Source organism: Flagellimonas sp. 2504JD4-2, assembly GCF_053642935.1.
Map to the genome: position 1 here is coordinate 270493 of NZ_JBSIOV010000003.1, position 18811 is coordinate 289303.

Genomic DNA, 18811 nt, shown 5'->3' on the forward strand with positions numbered 1-18811 from the left:
ATGGTACTTATTTTTATAATTTTAAGCTATGGAAGATACGCTGGTCCATTACTATAAACCTCTTTTGGGATACATCAATAAAAGGGTCAACAACACCTTGGATGCAGAAGACCTGTTGCAGGATATCTTCTTAAAACTATCACAGTCAGATCTGGAAAAGATCGATAACCTAAAGAGCTGGCTTTATGCTGTCGCCAGAAATGCCATTATCGATTATTACCGCAAAAAGAAAATAGAACTTATCGAGCTGGAACAACAATTCAGTGCAGAAAGCATGGACGATGCATCAACTGTTTATGAACTTAGTAAATGTGTTCAGACTTTTATAGAATACCTACCCGAAGACTACGCCCAACTATTAAAGCTGCATGAGATCGAGGGGCTTCCCCAGAAAGAAATTGCAGAGCGGCTTGACATGAACTATGTTACAGTGCGTTCCAAAATCCAGCGTGGGCGGGTTAAATTGAAACAGCTCTTTGCCGAATGCTGTCAAGTAGAACAGGGCGGGAGAGGGGCTATCCTTTGTTACAACAACAAATCTAGTTGTTGTTAGTTGGAAACAATTTGCATCATTTTTTATTGATATCGTCTTAATGGGTAAGTAAATTTTAAAACCCATTGGCATGAAATCAAATCTTAAAACAACTTTTTCAATCCTATTTTTCGCGATGTATTTGCCTTTTTCGGCGAAGACCTATGCACAATCCGCTGAATGTACGACTCCAAGCGAAGTGAAGGATAAAACCGAACTCACATCGGGTTGCAAGCCTTCCAGTTGCAGGGGAGCACAAACCAAATTCGGAGAGGCCAAGGTCATAACCGAATTGCGAAAGGAGCTTGTTGCACTCAAGTCCGAACTGGAGCTATATCAACCTCTTCAATTCGAAGCCCGGACCTTTGATATTCATGGAATTGTAGGGGAAACGGATGAACAGAGTTTGGACATCATTAGCAAAGAAGTTCAACTGATAGAAAAAGATTTTGCTTCAAAATTGAAGTATAGCACCTCTGCATTTGTATTACCGGAAAACAAGGCCAAGCAAATACAGTTTTTGCGTGAAAGGATTTCCAATCTTAAAAATTCACTCTAAACCACAATTTGTATACATAAATAATCCCCAGCAATGTGACTGGGGATTTATTTGTTCCCTTATGAAGTTTAGAAAACTAATTGGATTGTCCATTGGCATAAGTTTTGTCGTACTGTTTATTACGGGCCTGCTATCCTTCTATACAACCTATTCACGTTCCATTGCCACCTTACACACCGTTTTCGGACTATTGTTTACTGTGGGCGTTCTATTTCATTTAAAAAATAACTTTAGGCCCCTGGCCTCATATTCAAAGGGGAAAATGACCCTTTTTGTGGTCTGTGCAGGAGCTCTATTTTTTGTGGGAGCCAAATACGAAACCCCTCCCTTTAAGCAACTTATGGATTTTGGGGCCAGCGCAAAGTCCAATTCAGAAAGAATGGTGAACCCTGAAGCCTACGAATTGGTTGAAATGAATACTTCTAAAGGCATGCACATAACCCTTGATCTCTTAAGGGGAGAACATTATTGGCATCCCCAGATGGCGGTTTGGATAGAAGACGAAGTGGGCAATTATATCGAAACCTTGTTTGTCTCAAAAGCGACGGCTAAAGGATTGTTTTTTGGAGGTAGGAGTAAATCAAACTTTAAAACATTCGATACCGAAAAACAAAGCTCATATTCGTTCCGCCGTGTAAATGCGTTACCGGTCTGGTCCCATAAACGAGGGGTACGTTACAAAGATGGCGCGGTGGTTCCGACTAGGGATATGCCATTACCCGATGCCATAACTGGCGAAACCCTGGTTGATAATTTTATCCTGACCATGTCAACCGAGCCACTGTCCAAATTCCGCATAAAAGTAGAGCTTAATGTGGCATTTGATGATAATGAGTTCTATTCCGAATATGATTTTCCCGATGATGAAACCTTTCATAATGGGACAGGACAATTGGGGCAGCCGTCCATAGTATTCAGTGCGCTGGTCGATTCTGGAGACGGAAAAGCATATTACTTAATGGATTTGATTGGGCACGGGCATCATTCCGCCCAAAATGGAACGATATATTCCGACTTGTCCACCCTTACCACGGCCAAGGACATTGTGGAACGCATAGTGGTAGGGATAAAGAGACCTTAAAATTTATATAAAAAGTGGCTTCATATTAGCCCACAAAAACTATATTCATTTCTTTTTACTATCTTAACCCATAGGTGTTTACCTGAAAATACCTGATGGCTAATTCAAATAACAATTACAGACTTGTGATTATTATCATGATAATAATCATACTTATCCTTTTGGGTATTGTACTCAGCAATCCCGAAATTATAGGTATGAGTCGCGCAGATTTGGATTTTATTCCTTGACGGCTTTACTAGAAACAATTAGGAATACGCACTTAATTATGGCTTCGACGAATCTTTCCATATCTTTTCCAAAGCATGGGCCTTAATGTTATTTGGTAAGGCAATTGTGAAGGTGGTACCCATTCCTTTTCCATCAGATTTTACAGATATGGTTCCGTGATGCGCCTCGATAATCTTTTTTACCATATAAAGTCCTAGCCCGGAACCTTCAACAGTACCATCAAAACGTTCGAATGGCGTAAATAACTTATCAAGTTCTTTTTCAGTTAGACCAGAACCGTTGTCAATAACCATAAATTGACACCCATTCTCAAGTCTCGAAGCTTCGACGCGTATTGCTGGTGATTCCTGCTTGCCCATATATTTAATGGCATTATCCAGCAAGTTTTCGAATACCTGGATCATTCTGTTTCTGTCCCCCACAATCTTTGGAAGGTTTTTGTCAATATAGAGTTTGATGTTGGTGCCAGCTATCCTGCCCTGAACAAGGCCTTTGGATATTTCAAGAATTTTGTTGGTATCGATCAACTCAAATTTATTTTCAATTTTTCCCAGCTTCGCAATTTTTGTAATGTCCGTGATCAAACTATTCATGACATCACAGGTATCATCAATGTATTCGACATACTCCTGTATTTCGGGATGTTTTTGCATGTCCAACTCCATAGGTATGAGACTGGCAATGCCCTTAATACTGTTCAATGGACTTTTTAAATCGTGCGATACTGAAAAAGCGAAGCGCTTTATCTCTTCATTCTTAATGGAGAGTTGATCTGCCGCTTCCATTAATTTTTGATGTTTCAATTTTAATTCCTGGGTGCGTTGATCAATTTCTTTTTCCAATTTGACCTGGGTTTTTTTCAAACTTCTGATACGTAATTGATAAACAACAAGAACGGCCAAAATCATAAATGTGCCCAAAATCAGTCTGAACCACCATGTTAGCCAGAAAGGAGGCGTAATCTTCAAGAGTAATTTTGTTTCATTATCTACCCAAACACCATCTGAATTTGTTGATTTTATACGTAAGGTGTAGTCCCCGGGGTTCAAACTGGTGTATGTTGCATGTTGATCTCTTCCCACATAATTCCATTCTGTTTCAAAGCCCTCCAGAAAATAGGCAAATTGGACCTTCTTGGGATGACGATAGGTCAACGCATGGAATTCAAAATCAATCACATCTTGATCATAGCACAAAACCAGTGTATCTGTTTGACTTATATCTTTTTTTAATATGCCAAATTCATCATTTGGGGATATTTGCTTATTGAAAATACGAAGGTTGGAAATGAAGACCTTAGGGACATCTTGCCTTTTCAACACGTCTTGAGGCCTAAAAATATTGAAGCCATTGCTACCTCCAAAAAGCAATTCTCCCGAGGAAGTCTTATACGATGAAGCTGCATTGAATTCATCGCCCTGCAAACCATCATTGGCATCATATTCGACGACCTCGCGGTTTTCTGGGTGATATCGTACCACTCCTTTACCTGTACTGAGCCATAAATACCCATCATCGGGAATAATACCTTTGATGGCATCATTGGGAAGGCCGTCTTTTTTTGTGACCGAAGTAAATGAATCGGACTTAGGGATGTATTTGTTCAAACCTGCTTGGGTGCCCACCCAAAAATTCCCATCACCATCCTGGGTCATGGTGTTTATAAAATCGTTGCTTATCGTTCTTTGATCATGCAGCGTGTGGTAGTGAATCGGGACCCACTTGCTTTCATATTCTTCGATTCTAAAGAGCCCGGAGGTTTGGGATCCAACCCAAATCTGGCCATTTTCATCTTCAAAAAGTCGTGCTAGGGTTATGGGTTCAGAGCCATCTTTTTCGGATCGGATTCGTATATGTTTGAAGGTATCACTTTCTGGATAGAACACATGCAATCCGCCAAAAAGGGTCACGATCCAAATCCGCCCTTTCTTATCCTGTAGCATGTCAGTGACGTTGTTGGATCCCAAAAACGAATTCGACTTATTCCAGGTTTGAAATCTTTTTGTCTTAGGGTTTAGTATAGCCAGACCATGCGCCCATGAACCAATCCACAGTCTATTTTGGTCATCCTGCATCAGGGAAAGCACAACATCGGTATTGAGTTTTCCGTTAGCGAGGGAAAGGGATTCGAAGCTGTTGGTTTTACGATTCCAATAATTGAGTCCACCTCCATCCGTGCCCACCCAAAAATTGCCCTTGCTATCTTCCAAGAAGCTATTGACGATATTATTGTTGAGGCTGCTGGAATCAAATGGATGGGTCTGATAATGCTTGAATTTAAAATATTCGGGGTCATAGAAGCTCAATCCCTTTTTAAAGGGTCCGATCCACATTACACCGTTTTGGGCTTTATGAAGGGACCATATGGAATTACTGGAAATAGAATTTGGAGTTCTAAGATTGGCTTTGATGTTGGTCACCTTATCAGTTTTCGGCTGGTAAATGGACAGACCGCCATTTTCGCTTCCCAACCATATTTGACCGAAATCGTCGTGAGCGATGGATAGGATGGCGTGACCTGGGAATATCTGTATTTCCTTGGCCACCAGTTCAAAGTCCTTTTGAACGCTAAGCTCAATCAATTTTCCATCATAGCTTCCCAGCATGTACAAATCATCTGATATTTTTAGCGCATGGCTTAAATTTTGGGGTTTGGGAATTTGGGAAATCACTTGCAACTCATTGCTGATGATGTAAATCGAAGCTTGTGTGATAATCATCAATCTATCCTGCTCTAAGGGGAACAGTTCTACAATGAATTGATTGCTGGGGCCATCCTGATAAATTGGATTAAAACGTATTTGTTTGGTCTCACCTGTTTTAAGATCATATCTGTAGACACCACTATTATCAGTCCCCAACCATAACCAATTATGGGAACGGGCGATGGCTCCGATGTACTTGGATTGTAAAAATTCTCCTTTGGGTTGAAAAGGGTAGGGTTTTACAATATTGAATTCATGGTCGTATACGTTTAATCCCTGATTTGTACCGATGTATAGAACACCATCAGGATCCTCATAAATGCTTTCAATGTATCCATCGGTCAAGCCCGACTTCCCGTCGACACTTTTGTCAAATATTTGAAATTCCGTGCCATCGAATTTATTTAAGCCATTTGGAGTCCCTACCCAAAGAAAGCCAGAACTATCTTCGAATATTTGTGTTGCAGAACTTTGGGAAAGCCCTGTTTCCAGATGTTGAAAAGAAATCGTGTCCAGGACTGACTGGGCAGAAAGCAAAAAACTGCCAAGAATGGAAAAACAAAACAGGAATACTATGGACGTTAATCTATCCACAAGTTTCAATTCGGGGGAAAACACAAAAAACATATGGTAATTAAGCGGAAAACAGTGGAATCGAAAAAAAAATGTGGGCAAGACCCTAAAAGCTGTTGTAAAAGGGGTATTTAAATGGGGGGGGTAGATTAGACCATTTAGGTTTTAGTATATTCACAAACCATTGCCATAGTTCTACAACAGAAGAATAGATTCTAAATGAAATACAGATTAACAGTTTTGAATGCGCTTGGCATTGTAATTTTTCTTTTCGCAATAATTACCTATATCGTTGGGATAGAAGATGTCTGGAGTGATTTCATTTACCTATTGATGATTCCTGTAATTATCGGAATTTTTGTGCTCGACTACCTCATCCAATGTATTTTTTATTACATCAAAAAAAAGAATGGCAAAAATGCCAAGTAATCAAATCATGAAGTGGTCTATAGTGTTCTTCCGTCATATTTCTTTCACTTTAAAACATGACATAATCCCTTAATCCTTGGTAACAATTAAATTAATCTGAAATAAATAACGGGATACTGGATAATTAATCCGACCTTTGCACTTTAATTTTTAAATAACAGTAATGAGTAAAGGAACAGTAAAGTTCTTCAACGACACCAAAGGTTTTGGTTTCATCAACGAAGAAGGTGCAGACAAAGAGCACTTTGTACATGTTTCTGGATTAATCGACGAAATTCGCGAAGGTGACCAAGTTGAGTTTGATTTAGAGCAAGGAAAAAAAGGATTGAATGCAGTAAACGTAAAGGTCATCTAAATTCATAAAACCGATTTTTTTTTACGCCCATCTATGAAAGATGGGCTTTTTTGTTTCCAAGAATTCTTGGTTAATAAATAAATCCACTACCTTAATGGCATAAATCCATACATGGCAAAATCACAGCAAACTTATAGTAAACGAGAGAAAGAAAAGCAAAGACAAAAAAAGCGCGAAGAAAAACAAAAGAAAAAAGAAGCTCGCAGGGCAGAAGCCAAAGACAGCGATGAGGGCATACCCTTTGCCTATGTTGATAAGTTCGGTAATCTTACCGAAACTCCCCCGGAACCATCGGAAGAAGAGGAGATCGACGCTTCTGAAATTGTTTTGGGTATTCCGCAAAAAGAGGAAGAGGAGTTTGACCCTGTTCGTAAGGGTAAAGTTGCTTTTTTTGACCACTCCAAAGGTTTTGGTTTTATTATGGACACGGAAACCCAAGAAAAACACTTCGTACATGTTTCTGGCTTAATTGATGAAATCAATGAAAATGACACGGTGACGTTTGAACTGGAAAAAGGTCAAAAAGGAATGAATGCGGTTCGTGTTAGTTTGCAATCATAACATTTTTCGAAAATCGAAAGGGATTCTTCTGTCTTTTAGGTACACAATAACGTCGTTCAGATAAAAAGCGAGCGGATTAGCCAAGGAAATCCCTAATTTCCCATCTGTTTAGTATGGGATTAAAAAGCACTTTTAACTTTTCAAGGTATTTAGGGATTTTACTTTTAGTATTAGGAGTTGGAATATTTCAAACCAATGCTCAAAAAAAGAACGCTGATTTTCGTTACCATATTCGAAAAACAACGCAACCGATTATAATCGATGGGGTTGTGGATGAGCAAGCTTGGCAAGTGGCCGATGTGGCCAAAGACTTCTTTATGGTATTGCCCATGGATACCGGAAGGGCCAACGAACCTTCCGAGATTCGTATGACCTACGATGTCAAGAACATCTATCTAGCGGCTACTTTTTTTAACAGCGTTCATGGCCAATATTTTGTGGAATCGCTACGGCGTGATTTTTCCTTCGGAAAGAATGATAACTTTTTGCTGTTCATGGATCCTTTCAACAATCAGACCACTGGGTTTTCCTTTGGTTCCAATGCGTCCGGAGCACAATGGGATGGTACCATGTTCGACGGTGGCCGGGTGGATCTGAATTGGGACACCAAATGGATATCCAAAGTCAAACAAGACCCTGATAAATGGGTGGTGGAAATGGCCATCCCCTTTAAATCTATTCGCTACAAGGATGGAGTAACCGAATGGGGCATCAATTTTAGTAGGTTAGATCTAAAATCCAGCGAAAAATCCAGTTGGACCCCCATACCCCGACAATTCCCAACAGCTTCCTTGGCCTATACGGGTGTGTTGGTCTGGGATGAACCACCTCCAACGCCTAAAACCAATTTTTCGGTGATTCCCTATGTGTTGGGCGAAGTGATCCAGGATTTTGACGAGGGAGAAGTGTTTGAAAAAAGGGTAGGGGGCGACGTAAAGATCAGTTTAAGTTCTTCCTTGAATCTGGATTTGACCGTAAATCCCGATTTCTCACAGGTCGAAGTGGACCGTCAGGTCACCAATTTGGACCGATTTGAACTGTTTTTCCCTGAACGACGTCAATTTTTCCTTGAAAACGCAGATCTCTTTGCCAGTTTTGGCTATTCCACCATACGGCCTTTTTTCTCTAGGCGCATTGGTTTAGGTGTCCCCATACGGGCAGGGGCGAGGCTCAGTGGAAACCTGAACGAGAATTGGCGTTTGGGAGTGATGGACATGCAAACGGCCAGTGTTGACGAAACCGGACGTCCCAGCCAGAATTTTGCCGTGCTTTCATTGCAACGTAAGATGTTTAGCCGATCAAGCCTTGGATTGTTGTTGGTGAACAAAGAGTCGCTTAATTATCCGCAGGAAACTGATTCATTGCGAACGGTTTTTCCAAAGTTCAACAGGAATTTGGGCGTGGAATACAACCTGGCGTCCTCCAACAACCTTTGGACAGGTAAGGCTTTTGTATTAAAATCCTTCGCACCCGGCCGAGTAAATGGAAATGGGATTACGCAAGCTGCCAATTTGGAGTATAAGAGCCGCACCTGGAACTGGGGCGTGCAGCAGCAATCGGTAGGGGAAAACTATACGGCCGAAGTAGGTTTTGTGCCCCGTAAGGATTTTATCAACCTCAATGCTTTTGTGGGACATACCTTTTTTCCAAAGAATGAGGAGGGGAAAGTGGTGAGTCATGGTCCAAAAATCAACAGCAGCTATTTTCTAAACCAGAAATGGGAGCGAACGGATGACTTTACCGAATTGGAATATTTGTTGAGTTTCCGAAACCGCAGCAGTTTTGAGGTAGGCTATGTGGATGAGTATGTGGAACTGTTGGAACCTTTTGACCCGACACGTTCGGGCAAGGATTCCCTGGCAACGGGCACCAAACATCGTTGGAGTGGTGTGCGAATGGATTATGCATCCAAGCCCCAGAGTATGTTCACCTATACCGCAGGCGGATATTATGGAGGCTATTATCAGGATGGAAAGCGTATCAACCTAAACGGGAATTTGGGCTATCGGTTTCAGCCCTATGTAAGCTTAAATGCGAATCTTAGTTATAACCACATCAGTCTGCCTGCGCCCTGGAACGATACGGAGTTTTGGCTGATCGGTTCCGAGGTGGATATAACCTTTACCAACACTCTATTCTTCGCCACCTTGTTCCAATATAATGAGCAATCCCGGAATTTTAACTTGAATTCACGCTTTCAGTGGCGGTATAAACCGGCATCAGACCTATTCTTGGTGTATACGAATACCCAGCTGTTAGATCCCAATGTGGGCAAAAGTTGGTCCCTTACCCTAAAGTTTACGCATTGGTTTAATTGGTGAGAAGGTACATTTTACTTGTATTCAAAAATGCACTAAATTATAGCTGGCTAAAACCTATCACCGATATTCATTGTCATGCAATGTTTTGAATAGGAATTAAGCTGAATGCATAACCAAAAAACCACTCAATGAAAAATTATGTGTATTTGCTGGTAGTCATGATATGTATCGCTTCCTGTAAGGAAAAGTCAAACAATGATCATGAGAAAAAAGAAACTATAAACCTCGATGAGAGATCCATACAAAAAATAGACGTTCATACCCACTATCACTACGATCGTGATTACCTACAAGACTTTTTCGAGGAATGGAACATGCAAGGGATATTGGTCGATGTGGCTATTGAGGACTCAACTGGGGTTCGGAGAAGTTGGAATGATTATGTTGAATTGTCCAAAGCCAGGCCGGATGTTTTTTGGTTATGCTCTTCGCTCATCGGTGTCGGAATAAATGATCCTGATTTTGTAAACAAGGAGATTGAGCGTCTTACCGGGGAAATTGAACAGGGCGCAAAAATGGTCAAGGTTTGGAAGAACTTCGGTATGGTAACCAAAGATGCCAGTGGAGCTTTCATACAGATAGATGATGAGCGGTTACAACCCATCTGGGATTTTCTTAAGGAAAAGGGGATACCCGTCATGGCCCATATTGGCGAACCAGTCCAAGCATGGCGACCCTTGGATGACCCCAACAATCCCCACTATGGTTATTATACCCAAAATCCACAATACCACGCCTTTAAACATTCAGAAATTCCCAGTTACGAGACCATTATTGCGGCGAGGGATAATTGGATCTCAAAAAATCCCGACCTAAAGATATTGTGTGCCCATATGGGCAGTATGTCGCATGATGTTGACATGATTGCGGAACGTCTTGATAAATTTGGAAATATTTACGTCGAACCAGCAGCTAGATTTGGCGATTTAGCGGGTCAGGATTCAAAAAAAGTTCGGGCCTTCTTCGAAAAATATCAAGACAGGATCATGTTCGGAACGGACTATGGCAACAACAGCTCCCAAGATTTATTGAGTTCTGATGCACTTCAAAAAGAGCGTAACGAACTGCATGAAGCCTACCGCCAGAAATGGAGGTATTTAAGCAGTACGGATTCATTGGAAATACGAAACCAAAAAACGATGGGCCTAGGTCTTTCAAAAGCTGTTCTGCAAAAAGTCTATCATCAAAATATAGCTGATTTACTTAAAGTCCAATAACCATTCCTTCTGTAGATATCTGTGTTTTTGCGATTTCCTATTTTGATTTGACAAATACTGGTGCGTACTGTTCGACATCATCATTGGTGAGTTGGATGACTTTGCCATCGGTCATCCGCTTATATAGCTCGTATCCTGAATGGTTGTTCATAGAGGCCTCAAAGATGAGTTCGCCGTTATTGTTCCAATGGTGGAACACTTGGTTATTTTCTTTGGGTGTAACCGATTCCATCCCAGTCCCATCTGGACTGATAAGATAGATATCATAATTGTTGTCCCGTTTTGAAGCAAAGGAAATTTTTCCGTCACCCCGCCATCTCGGTGCCCCTGCCAAATAACCTGTCCACTGCTTGCCAGCTCCTTCGTCAGGATGTGAGGTTATTTTTTTGATCACTTTGGATTTCAAATCCATTACATAAAGCGCATCGGTAAAACCAAGTTCCCGGGGAGAGTTTTTAGCGCTTCCGCGGAAAACGATACGCGTTCCATCTGGCGAAAAAGAGGGGTCGTTCGCATAGGCCATATCAACATTGATCCTTTCAAGAATTTCACCCTCCAAGTCTATGATATAAAATGTAGCATCTTTGGCTTCAGCTGGTTTAACAATAAATTGTTGGCCATTGTTTCGGCTATTGAACCAACTGTCGGCTACTCTGAAATCCGTTATTTTTCTGAGGTTGTTTCCTTCAGCATCCATTTCATAGAGGTATAGACATCTAAAACACTCGTTACGATCTGAAAGAAAGTAGATCTTGTCATCAAAACTTGCATAGACCCAATCTACTGACTTAGAATTGGTAATATTCTTGGGATTTTTCCCATCAGTATCCATCACATAGATTTCATAATCCTGTGTAGCCGCATCTTCCAATACATTGTAAACTATTTTCTTTTGTGCTTGGCAACTCAATGTTGTTAAAGCTAGACCTATTGTAAAAAGTAATTTTTTCATAATTGCAGAGTTATCTCCAGATTCCCAAAACGAATCCTATGAGGGTGAAGTAAAAAATGATGTAACCGCCGTTGATGAGGATATATTTCCACGATTTCCTTTCGAACAGCGCTATGGCGGTAAATATCATTGCGCAAAATCCGAAGCCGGTAAGGAAGCCTGCTGACATTCCCCAAATCCAATCAGTGCTGGCATCTCCTAAGAAGAACGCCATGTTGTAGCTAATGATCAAGGCCAGAAAGAAACTGATTGCGTACAGTTTACCCATATTGACATTTTCAAAGTCGGCATCCGTAAGTCCATTTTCCTTTTTCCAAGCTTTGTAAAATAGTGCAGGACTATACCATATGGCTCCTATTACCAAGTTTAATATAGCGCAGACAACTACCGCGATGTGATTGATGTACATGGTTTCCATAAATCTTTATTTGATGATTAATACACCGCAAAGAAATAGGAAGCGCTTTTCTAAAAATTGTAAAAAATTTACCTTCAGATATTCTCCAGAAAAATCAAGATGTCATTTAACAGGTAAAAAATTGGGGTAATCCTCAATATCGCTAAGGTATTTTTTCGGGTTGATACCAGAAAAAGATTGAAAATCCTTGATAAAATGTGCTTGATCAAAATAGCCGCAATCCGCAGCAACAACAGTCCAAGAAATCTTTTCTTTGTTCTCTACAGCGGTTAGTATTTGGTTGAATCGAACAATTCGATGGAACTGCTTGGGTGTTAGGCCTACGTACTTTTTAAACAATTGGATAAACTGTTTTTGGGAATATCCCAATTTTTCAGAAAGCTCCCCTAGGTTGATCTGTGTTGGAGACTCTTCTATAGCCTCAATGGAATATCGGATGACTTCTAGATAGAAATCGTCCTCCCTTAATTGTCCGTCTAACCAGTTTTCAATGGCCAAGAATTTTTTTTGTGGTTTAGATGGTAATTTTAATTCTTGCAATAATTTAAGAATGTCAGTTCCGAAAACCTGTTCGGCAGGTATAACCTGATTTGTAAATTTTGAGACATTCCTGTTTGTTAAAGGAAAACCAGCGCCTGGTTTTAGGACAAGCACCATCATTTCCTCATGATGACTGCTAATAGTGATATAATCTTTCAATACACCTGAAAACCAAACATCCTTGTATTCTTGTACTTTCTTACCTGTATTGTTATCATAAATAAACTTGGGATTATCACTAAGTTCAAAGATCATATTTATAGTGCCGTCCGGTAAGTATTTATCCTTTTCGTGCTTCGGATAATAGTCCTTATGATATAGCAAATCCGCTACATATTTTTCTAATCGAGGCGGTATTTGGTGTTGGCTGAAAATCACGTTTTTACGGTAAGTCCAAATTATTAAACTAATATAAGTATGTTTTCACCGCAATCATTTAGAAAACCTCCAAAATAGAGGTAGGGATGTGATAGTTTTGAATGGTAACCTGCACTATTAAAGTTATCTAATTCTAAAACGTTGCCATTTACCATAGGTCAAACTGCGCCATAACCATTCCATTGGACCGAACTTGAATTTGGATAGCCACCATTTACTGATTGCGATTTGAAGGCCAAATATGAGAATGGTGGCAACTAGGCAATAAAATGTACCAATTTTACCCAATTGATTTAGCCCGACCCCATAAAAAACAACAATAATACATACACTCTGCATTAAGTAATTGGTTAACGCCATTCGTCCCAATGGGGCCAAATAGGCCAATTGTTTGCTAAATCCGGTTTTAAAATATAACAACACCAATGCCGACAGATAGGACATGGATAAGGCTAGTACTCCAAATTCCAAAAGAAGTGCTGAAATGGATAAAGGGGATTCATTACTTGGGAGCCATCTATCAAAAACAAAGGAAGAAATAGACCAGGCCAGACATCCAATCAATCCCAAAACTCCACCATACACAAACAGTTTTTTAAATTTCCCTAACTGTTCTTGGGCCCGTTGTAACATCAGGTTTCGACCCATATAAAACCCTAACAAAAACTTCCAAAAAACATTTAGGTACCAATAGAAAATACCATCACCACCAATACGCAAATTGGTATACTCTGCCATGTTCCATTCGGTATTCAATCGCATTACGTCAATCCAATTTGTACTGGATAAGCTCTCAAACCGCATGCTTTTAATCGCTTCATAATCTACAGTATTCGCTACGGGGTCCACATAAGACTGAATTAACCAGTCAATAAACGGTAACAATCCTGTCAAAATACCTATTCCTAATATCCATTTAATCAAAGTTGCATTGCTGGCATTTCGAAATAGCATCAAAACAAACCCCAATGCAGCATAAATATGTAGTATATCACCAAACCATACCAGTGTGGCGTGCACTATTCCAATGACAAAGAGTATAAACATGCGTCTTCTAAAAATGGGGACTATATTCAGCTGTTTTTCTTCGGATTTGTTAAGCTGCATGGCAAAACCCAATCCAAACAAAATTGAAAACAAGGTGTAGAATTTGAATTCAATAAACGTCAAAATGAACCCATCCAACCAAACATTGATTTCGGTCAAGGAAATAGCTTCCAATTGGGCGTTTGTCAATGCGAAATCCTGACTCGTCCATCGAATATTTGCCAAAAGCACACCAAACAGAGCAAATCCCCTGATAATATCGATGATTTCAAAACGCTTGGTTGGATTGACGGGATGTATATCCTTAGAGTTGGTTGGCATCTAAATGGTTATTATAAAGGTGGCAAGCACCAGTATATAAATTTAACAAAATTGATTTTTGTTCAATGGACCATAGAATTTCCATTGGTAAAACCGCAAAATGTACCATTATGCTTTCGTGAATTCAAATACAGGTCTAAAAGAAGCAAAGCCAAACGTCCAGACCCAATACTTTATTCCACCAAACATCGTTATATTTATATAACGTTGATGTACAAAGTGTTATGGCCCCAATCACCTCCAATCCGTTTTCTGAAATTACATTCAAATTCAAATATACCTGCAGAGGGTTAAAAACAGCGCAATTGGTGCTGTTCTCCTGCATGTTCATCCTGTTTGGCTGCAACAATTCGCAGGATCCCGAATCACCCGAAGAAGGCATGGGTACGGACGATGGAATTATTGATCCAACAGATGTAGCCCTCACGTATCGAAATCAGTGTGGCGGCTGCCATGGACAAGATCTGGCCTCGTTTGTGGAACGCGATTGGTCGTATGGCAGTACCGTGGAAGATGTTATTCAATCCATAACTGATGGATATTCTGGCAACGGGATGCCAGCCTACGGTTCAACTTTAAGCGCACAACAGATTGAGGATCTTACCAACTACATTCTTACCGAGATCGATGGAAAGACCAAAGCGATGTTGGAGGAGGACAACCCTGATTTGTCCGGTTTGATCTCATCCGATGATCTGACCTTCAGATTGGAGACCATGACCGACGACATTCCCGGTATTCCCTGGGGGATAGAACAATTACCCAATGGTGAAATTTTGGTTACCGAGCGTGGGGGAGGACTGTATTTGGTAAGTACGGATAAGCAATTAACGGAAATCAATGGTGTTCCGGGTGTTGTATCGCAAGGACAGGGAGGATTATTGGATGTTGTCATACATCCAGATTTTGAAAGCAACGCATATGTTTATCTGTCCTATTCCCGTGCCAATCCTGATAATGGGTCCCAGCGAACCACAGCAGTTGCGAGAGGTAGATTGCAGGGAAACAGCTTGGTGGACGTTGAGAATATATTTACGGCACTTCCGTATCTCAACAGCAGTCACCATTATGGTTCACGATTGGTATTTGATAACAGCGGCTACCTATATGTTTCGGTAGGGGATCGTGGATATCGTGATGTTTACCCGCAGGAATTGGACAATGCCATCGGAAAAATACACCGTATCCATGACGACGGTCAAATTCCCACTGACAATCCCTTTTATAATACAGCAGGAGCGTTCAATTCCATTTTTACCTACGGAACACGAAATCCCCAAGGCATGACCTTGCATCCAGAGACGGGAGCGGTTTGGGAAGGCGAGCATGGACCCCAGGGTGGTGACGAGATCAATCTTTTGGAAGCGGGGAATAACAATGGTTGGCCCGTGATTTCATACGGTATCAATTATGATGGCACCACATTTACCGACCTTACCGAAATGGCTGGCATGGAACAACCTGTACATTACTGGACACCGTCCATTGCACCCTGTGGGATGACATTTGTATCCAGTGAGTTTTATGGCAATTGGAGAAATGACCTCTTTGTCGCTTCCCTTAAGTTCGAATACCTCCATCGTTTAAAGATGAATGGCAACTCGGTTGTTGGCCATGAAACCCTTTTGGATGGCATAGGTAGGGTACGTGACGCGGAAATGGGCACAGATGGATATCTTTATATTGCGGTAGAAGGCCCCGGCAGACTTATTCGCCTTGTACCTGAGCAATAGAACTCCACTTTATTTTAGGATTATGAAATGACTGGGCCAACTGCCTTAAGTGATTAAAAAGTACCGCACCAGAAATGGATTTATGAAATTTGGGCGGGAATATGCTATCTTCAAGAAATAATCACTTTAGGCTTGTTTAAAATGAAGGGTACCACACAGACAAGAAGAAGATTTTTATCTGCTGTCTCCATTTTGGCGGCTGGCACCATGGTTGAAGCATCCGAACTGAGCTTCTCATTTTTGGGAAGAAAGCTCAAAGTAGTTCTGGTCGGAACCGGCGTTAGGGGCACCAGTTTTTGGGGCAAAAGATTGGTGGATGTTTATTCGGATACCTTGGAATTTGTTGGACTGTGCGACAACAACCCAGGAAGACTATCCTATGCCAAAAAATATATGGGAGTCCAATGCGGTACATATACCGATTTCGATAAAATGATTGTTGAAAACGAACCCGACCTTGTAATCGTTACCACAACGGATGCCACGCATCATGAATATATCATCCGTAGCCTTGAATTAGGTTGTGATGTATTGACGGAAAAACCGATGACCACGGATGAGGACAAATGTCAAGAAATTATTGATGCGGAAAGAAAGTATAAGAATAAGGTGATCGTAGGCTTTAACTACCGTTGGAGCCCTTATAGCACCAAAGTAAAGGAATTGCTGTCGGAAGGGGCTATCGGGAAAATTACATCAGTGGATTTCCATTGGTATTTGAATACCCACCACGGGGCTTCCTATTATAGAAGGTGGCACGGACTTCGTCAGGTTGGTGGCACACTCTGGGTTCATAAGTCGACCCATCATTTCGATCTTTTGAACTGGTGGATTGATTCCGATCCTGTTGAGATTTTTGCCTATGGCGATTTGGAACATTATGGCAGCGCCAACAATTTTAGGGGCAAAAATTGCAGGAATTGTGAACATACGAATACCTGTGATTATTACTGGGATATTACCAAGAGCAAAAGGGACATGGAACTCTATGTGAACAATGAAACACACGACGGATACATACGGGACAATTGTGTTTTCAGGCATGAAATCAATATTTACGATAAAATGTCCGCTCAAATCAAGTACGCCAACAACACCGTGGTAAACTATTCCCTGACCACCTATTCACCTTTTGAGGGATGGAGAGTGGCTTTCAATGGAACCGATGGGAGAATCGAGGCTTGGCTTGATATTCCATATCACTCCAACCAGCAGCTAAGTCAAGAAGAGCTACATGCCCTTGAAATGAGCCAAGGGGAAGCTGGCACCAAGGTAGAGCAATACAAACCGGTGATTCTGCATAATTTATGGGAACAACACAAAACCATTCAAGTTCCCTATGAGCGGGGAGGACACGGCGGTGGCGATAAGCGGTTACATCACAAAATATTTGAAACCCCAGACGCAAAGGACCCTTTTGATAGGGCAGCAGGGGTAAGGGATGGTGCAATGTCCATTTTGATTGGAGTGGCAGCTCGCAAGAGTATTGAGAGCGGTCGCCCGATAAAGGTATCCGAACTTACAGATCTTAAACCAAGAGCAAAGAGACTGCTATAGGTTCAAGTTTACCAAACCGCAAGCGAATCCTTCGAAGCTCGAGTAGCGAAGAAGGAGAGAGTGGGGGAGGTGAAAGTGTATGAAATGGCCTATTGATTAAGTTTTTCCTTAGCTTCTTTAATCCGTTCTTTTATTTCATAGGTGTTTTCATCCAATTCCAGAGCTAGATTGAATTTTTCCAACGCCTTTGAATAATCGCCCAGATCAAAATAGTAAACCCCTAGATTCATATGAGCGTAGGAATTGTCTTTGTCTAAACTCATGGATTTATCAATATCTTGAAGACCTTCTTCGGTTCTTCCTAATTTTATTTTTGCCAAGCCTCGATTGTTATAGGGATAAGCATGTTCCGGTTCCAGCTCAATTGCCTTGTCAAAATCACTGATTGCTTTCTCATATTCTCCCACCAAATTATAGGTATAACCTCTGTTGTTATAAGCTAAAGGGTTATCAGGATTGAGTTCTAGTGACTTTGCATAGTCCTTCAAACCTTCAGAAAAATCCTTTAAATATGATTTTAGCAGCCCTGAATTGTTATAATCGTTTGTATCAAAATTTGCTCTACCATCCTTTTTCTCAAATTCTTCATTTACCAACTTGGCTTTTTGATAGTCATGTGCATTCAAATAAGCGGAAATTGTCAAACGATATATGTAATCCAGTTTATGGTTCGAAGCAATAAGTTCGTTGAATAGTGCTCCCGCTTTTAAGAACTTCTTGTCGTTGTATAGGTTGATAGCTTCTTCATATTCTGATGGGAGCTTCTTGTACTTTAATAAATTTAGAATAGATTGGCCGTCATTATAGGTAATGGTTCCATCATGCAACTTTATAGGCGCTTTTTTTGGAATGATGTTGGTAAAGAAGTCAAAATATGTTGATATACCGAAAAAGAACAGCAAAACCACAAAGTCATCATTCAAATTGGCAAAAAACACATAATAGGTTACAACTGCTGCCAATGCCAAGGACATAATTGGCCCCATAAGGGTCACAAAAATCTGATTGTTTATAGACACTCTCTCATCATGCATCTTGCAAAGGCCTATTTTCCAATGAAAGGGGTTCTTTCTAAAAAATATTTCGAGCCTTCCAATATTGACTTTGATGCTATCCTTTGGATCTCCATAAGAACCCAAATACAAAGTAACCTTACCTTTTGTCAACAACAAAGCAGGAATCCCGTGTCCTAACTCATGTATAAGGGTAGAAATTGGTCTAAGAAAAACAACGAAAGCTAGGAGTAGAAAAAGGTAGGTATAAAACAATTGTGCCTGACTAAACTGGTTATAATTCAAATC

General features: G+C 40.7%; 16 protein-coding genes. 10 read left to right on the forward strand and 6 right to left on the reverse strand.

The features are described 5' to 3' along the window. Window positions 1–28: 28 nt before the first annotated feature. From sigZ to ACULLH_RS12370, 3 genes are all read left to right on the forward strand, one after another. The gene (gene sigZ / locus ACULLH_RS12360) at window positions 29–553 is read left to right on the forward strand and encodes an RNA polymerase sigma factor SigZ (RefSeq protein ID WP_454089059.1); all 525 of its coding nucleotides are present in this window, start codon (window positions 29–31) and stop codon (window positions 551–553) included. Between the two features lie 70 nt (window positions 554–623). Then, on the forward strand, window positions 624–1091 hold the full coding sequence (locus tag ACULLH_RS12365) for a hypothetical protein (RefSeq protein ID WP_454089060.1): 468 nt from the start codon (window positions 624–626) through the stop codon (window positions 1089–1091). Between the two features lie 61 nt (window positions 1092–1152). Continuing rightward, window positions 1153–2172: a hypothetical protein gene (locus ACULLH_RS12370; protein WP_454089061.1), complete on the forward strand. Its 1020-nt coding sequence runs from the start codon at window positions 1153–1155 to the stop codon at window positions 2170–2172. A 266-nt stretch (window positions 2173–2438) separates the two neighbouring features. Here the strand turns inward: ACULLH_RS12370 and ACULLH_RS12375 are convergent, their stop codons facing one another. After that, window positions 2439–5702: a ligand-binding sensor domain-containing protein gene (locus ACULLH_RS12375; RefSeq protein ID WP_454089062.1), complete on the reverse strand. Its 3264-nt coding sequence runs from the start codon at window positions 5700–5702 to the stop codon at window positions 2439–2441. Window positions 5703–5900: 198 nt separating this feature from the next. Between ACULLH_RS12375 and ACULLH_RS12380 the strand changes: the two genes are divergently transcribed. The 5 genes from ACULLH_RS12380 (at window position 5901) to ACULLH_RS12400 (ending at window position 10564) form a co-directional block, all read left to right on the forward strand. Then, a complete protein-coding gene (locus ACULLH_RS12380; RefSeq protein ID WP_454089063.1) occupies window positions 5901–6110 on the forward strand; it encodes a hypothetical protein in 210 nt (69 codons plus the stop codon). A gap of 163 nt (window positions 6111–6273) precedes the next feature. After that, on the forward strand, window positions 6274–6465 hold the full coding sequence (locus ACULLH_RS12385; protein WP_249656546.1) for a cold-shock protein: 192 nt from the start codon (window positions 6274–6276) through the stop codon (window positions 6463–6465). Window positions 6466–6576: 111 nt separating this feature from the next. Next, on the forward strand, window positions 6577–7026 hold the full coding sequence (locus tag ACULLH_RS12390) for a cold-shock protein (RefSeq protein ID WP_454089064.1): 450 nt from the start codon (window positions 6577–6579) through the stop codon (window positions 7024–7026). Window positions 7027–7139: 113 nt separating this feature from the next. After that, window positions 7140–9347 carry a DUF5916 domain-containing protein gene (locus ACULLH_RS12395; RefSeq protein WP_454089065.1) on the forward strand — a complete coding sequence of 736 codons (2208 nt, stop codon included), beginning with the start codon at window positions 7140–7142 and terminating at the stop codon, window positions 9345–9347. 128 nt (window positions 9348–9475) lie between these two features. Continuing rightward, window positions 9476–10564: an amidohydrolase family protein gene (locus ACULLH_RS12400; protein ID WP_454089066.1), complete on the forward strand. Its 1089-nt coding sequence runs from the start codon at window positions 9476–9478 to the stop codon at window positions 10562–10564. Between the two features lie 37 nt (window positions 10565–10601). On the opposite strand, the gene ACULLH_RS12405 is transcribed toward ACULLH_RS12400, so the two are convergent. From ACULLH_RS12405 to ACULLH_RS12420, 4 genes are all read right to left on the reverse strand, one after another. Beyond that, on the reverse strand, window positions 10602–11516 hold the full coding sequence (locus tag ACULLH_RS12405) for a hypothetical protein (RefSeq protein WP_454089067.1): 915 nt from the start codon (window positions 11514–11516) through the stop codon (window positions 10602–10604). Window positions 11517–11526: 10 nt separating this feature from the next. Further along, a complete protein-coding gene (locus ACULLH_RS12410) occupies window positions 11527–11934 on the reverse strand; it encodes a DUF1761 domain-containing protein (RefSeq protein WP_454089068.1) in 408 nt (135 codons plus the stop codon). A gap of 102 nt (window positions 11935–12036) precedes the next feature. After that, window positions 12037–12852, reverse strand: coding sequence for an AraC family transcriptional regulator (locus ACULLH_RS12415; protein WP_454089069.1), 816 nt, complete (start codon window positions 12850–12852; stop codon window positions 12037–12039). A gap of 123 nt (window positions 12853–12975) precedes the next feature. Continuing rightward, window positions 12976–14220 carry a DUF418 domain-containing protein gene (locus ACULLH_RS12420; protein WP_454089070.1) on the reverse strand — a complete coding sequence of 415 codons (1245 nt, stop codon included), beginning with the start codon at window positions 14218–14220 and terminating at the stop codon, window positions 12976–12978. Window positions 14221–14444: 224 nt separating this feature from the next. Between ACULLH_RS12420 and ACULLH_RS12425 the strand changes: the two genes are divergently transcribed. Next, window positions 14445–15953, forward strand: a complete 1509-nt coding sequence (locus ACULLH_RS12425) for a PQQ-dependent sugar dehydrogenase (protein WP_454089071.1) — start codon at window positions 14445–14447, stop codon at window positions 15951–15953. Window positions 15954–16094: 141 nt separating this feature from the next. Beyond that, window positions 16095–17510 (forward strand): Gfo/Idh/MocA family oxidoreductase, encoded by a 1416-nt coding sequence (locus tag ACULLH_RS12430; protein ID WP_454089072.1) that lies wholly within the window; start codon window positions 16095–16097, stop codon window positions 17508–17510. Between the two features lie 89 nt (window positions 17511–17599). On the opposite strand, the gene ACULLH_RS12435 is transcribed toward ACULLH_RS12430, so the two are convergent. Further along, on the reverse strand, window positions 17600–18808 hold the full coding sequence (locus tag ACULLH_RS12435; RefSeq protein WP_454089073.1) for a tetratricopeptide repeat protein: 1209 nt from the start codon (window positions 18806–18808) through the stop codon (window positions 17600–17602). Window positions 18809–18811: the final 3 nt, after the last annotated feature.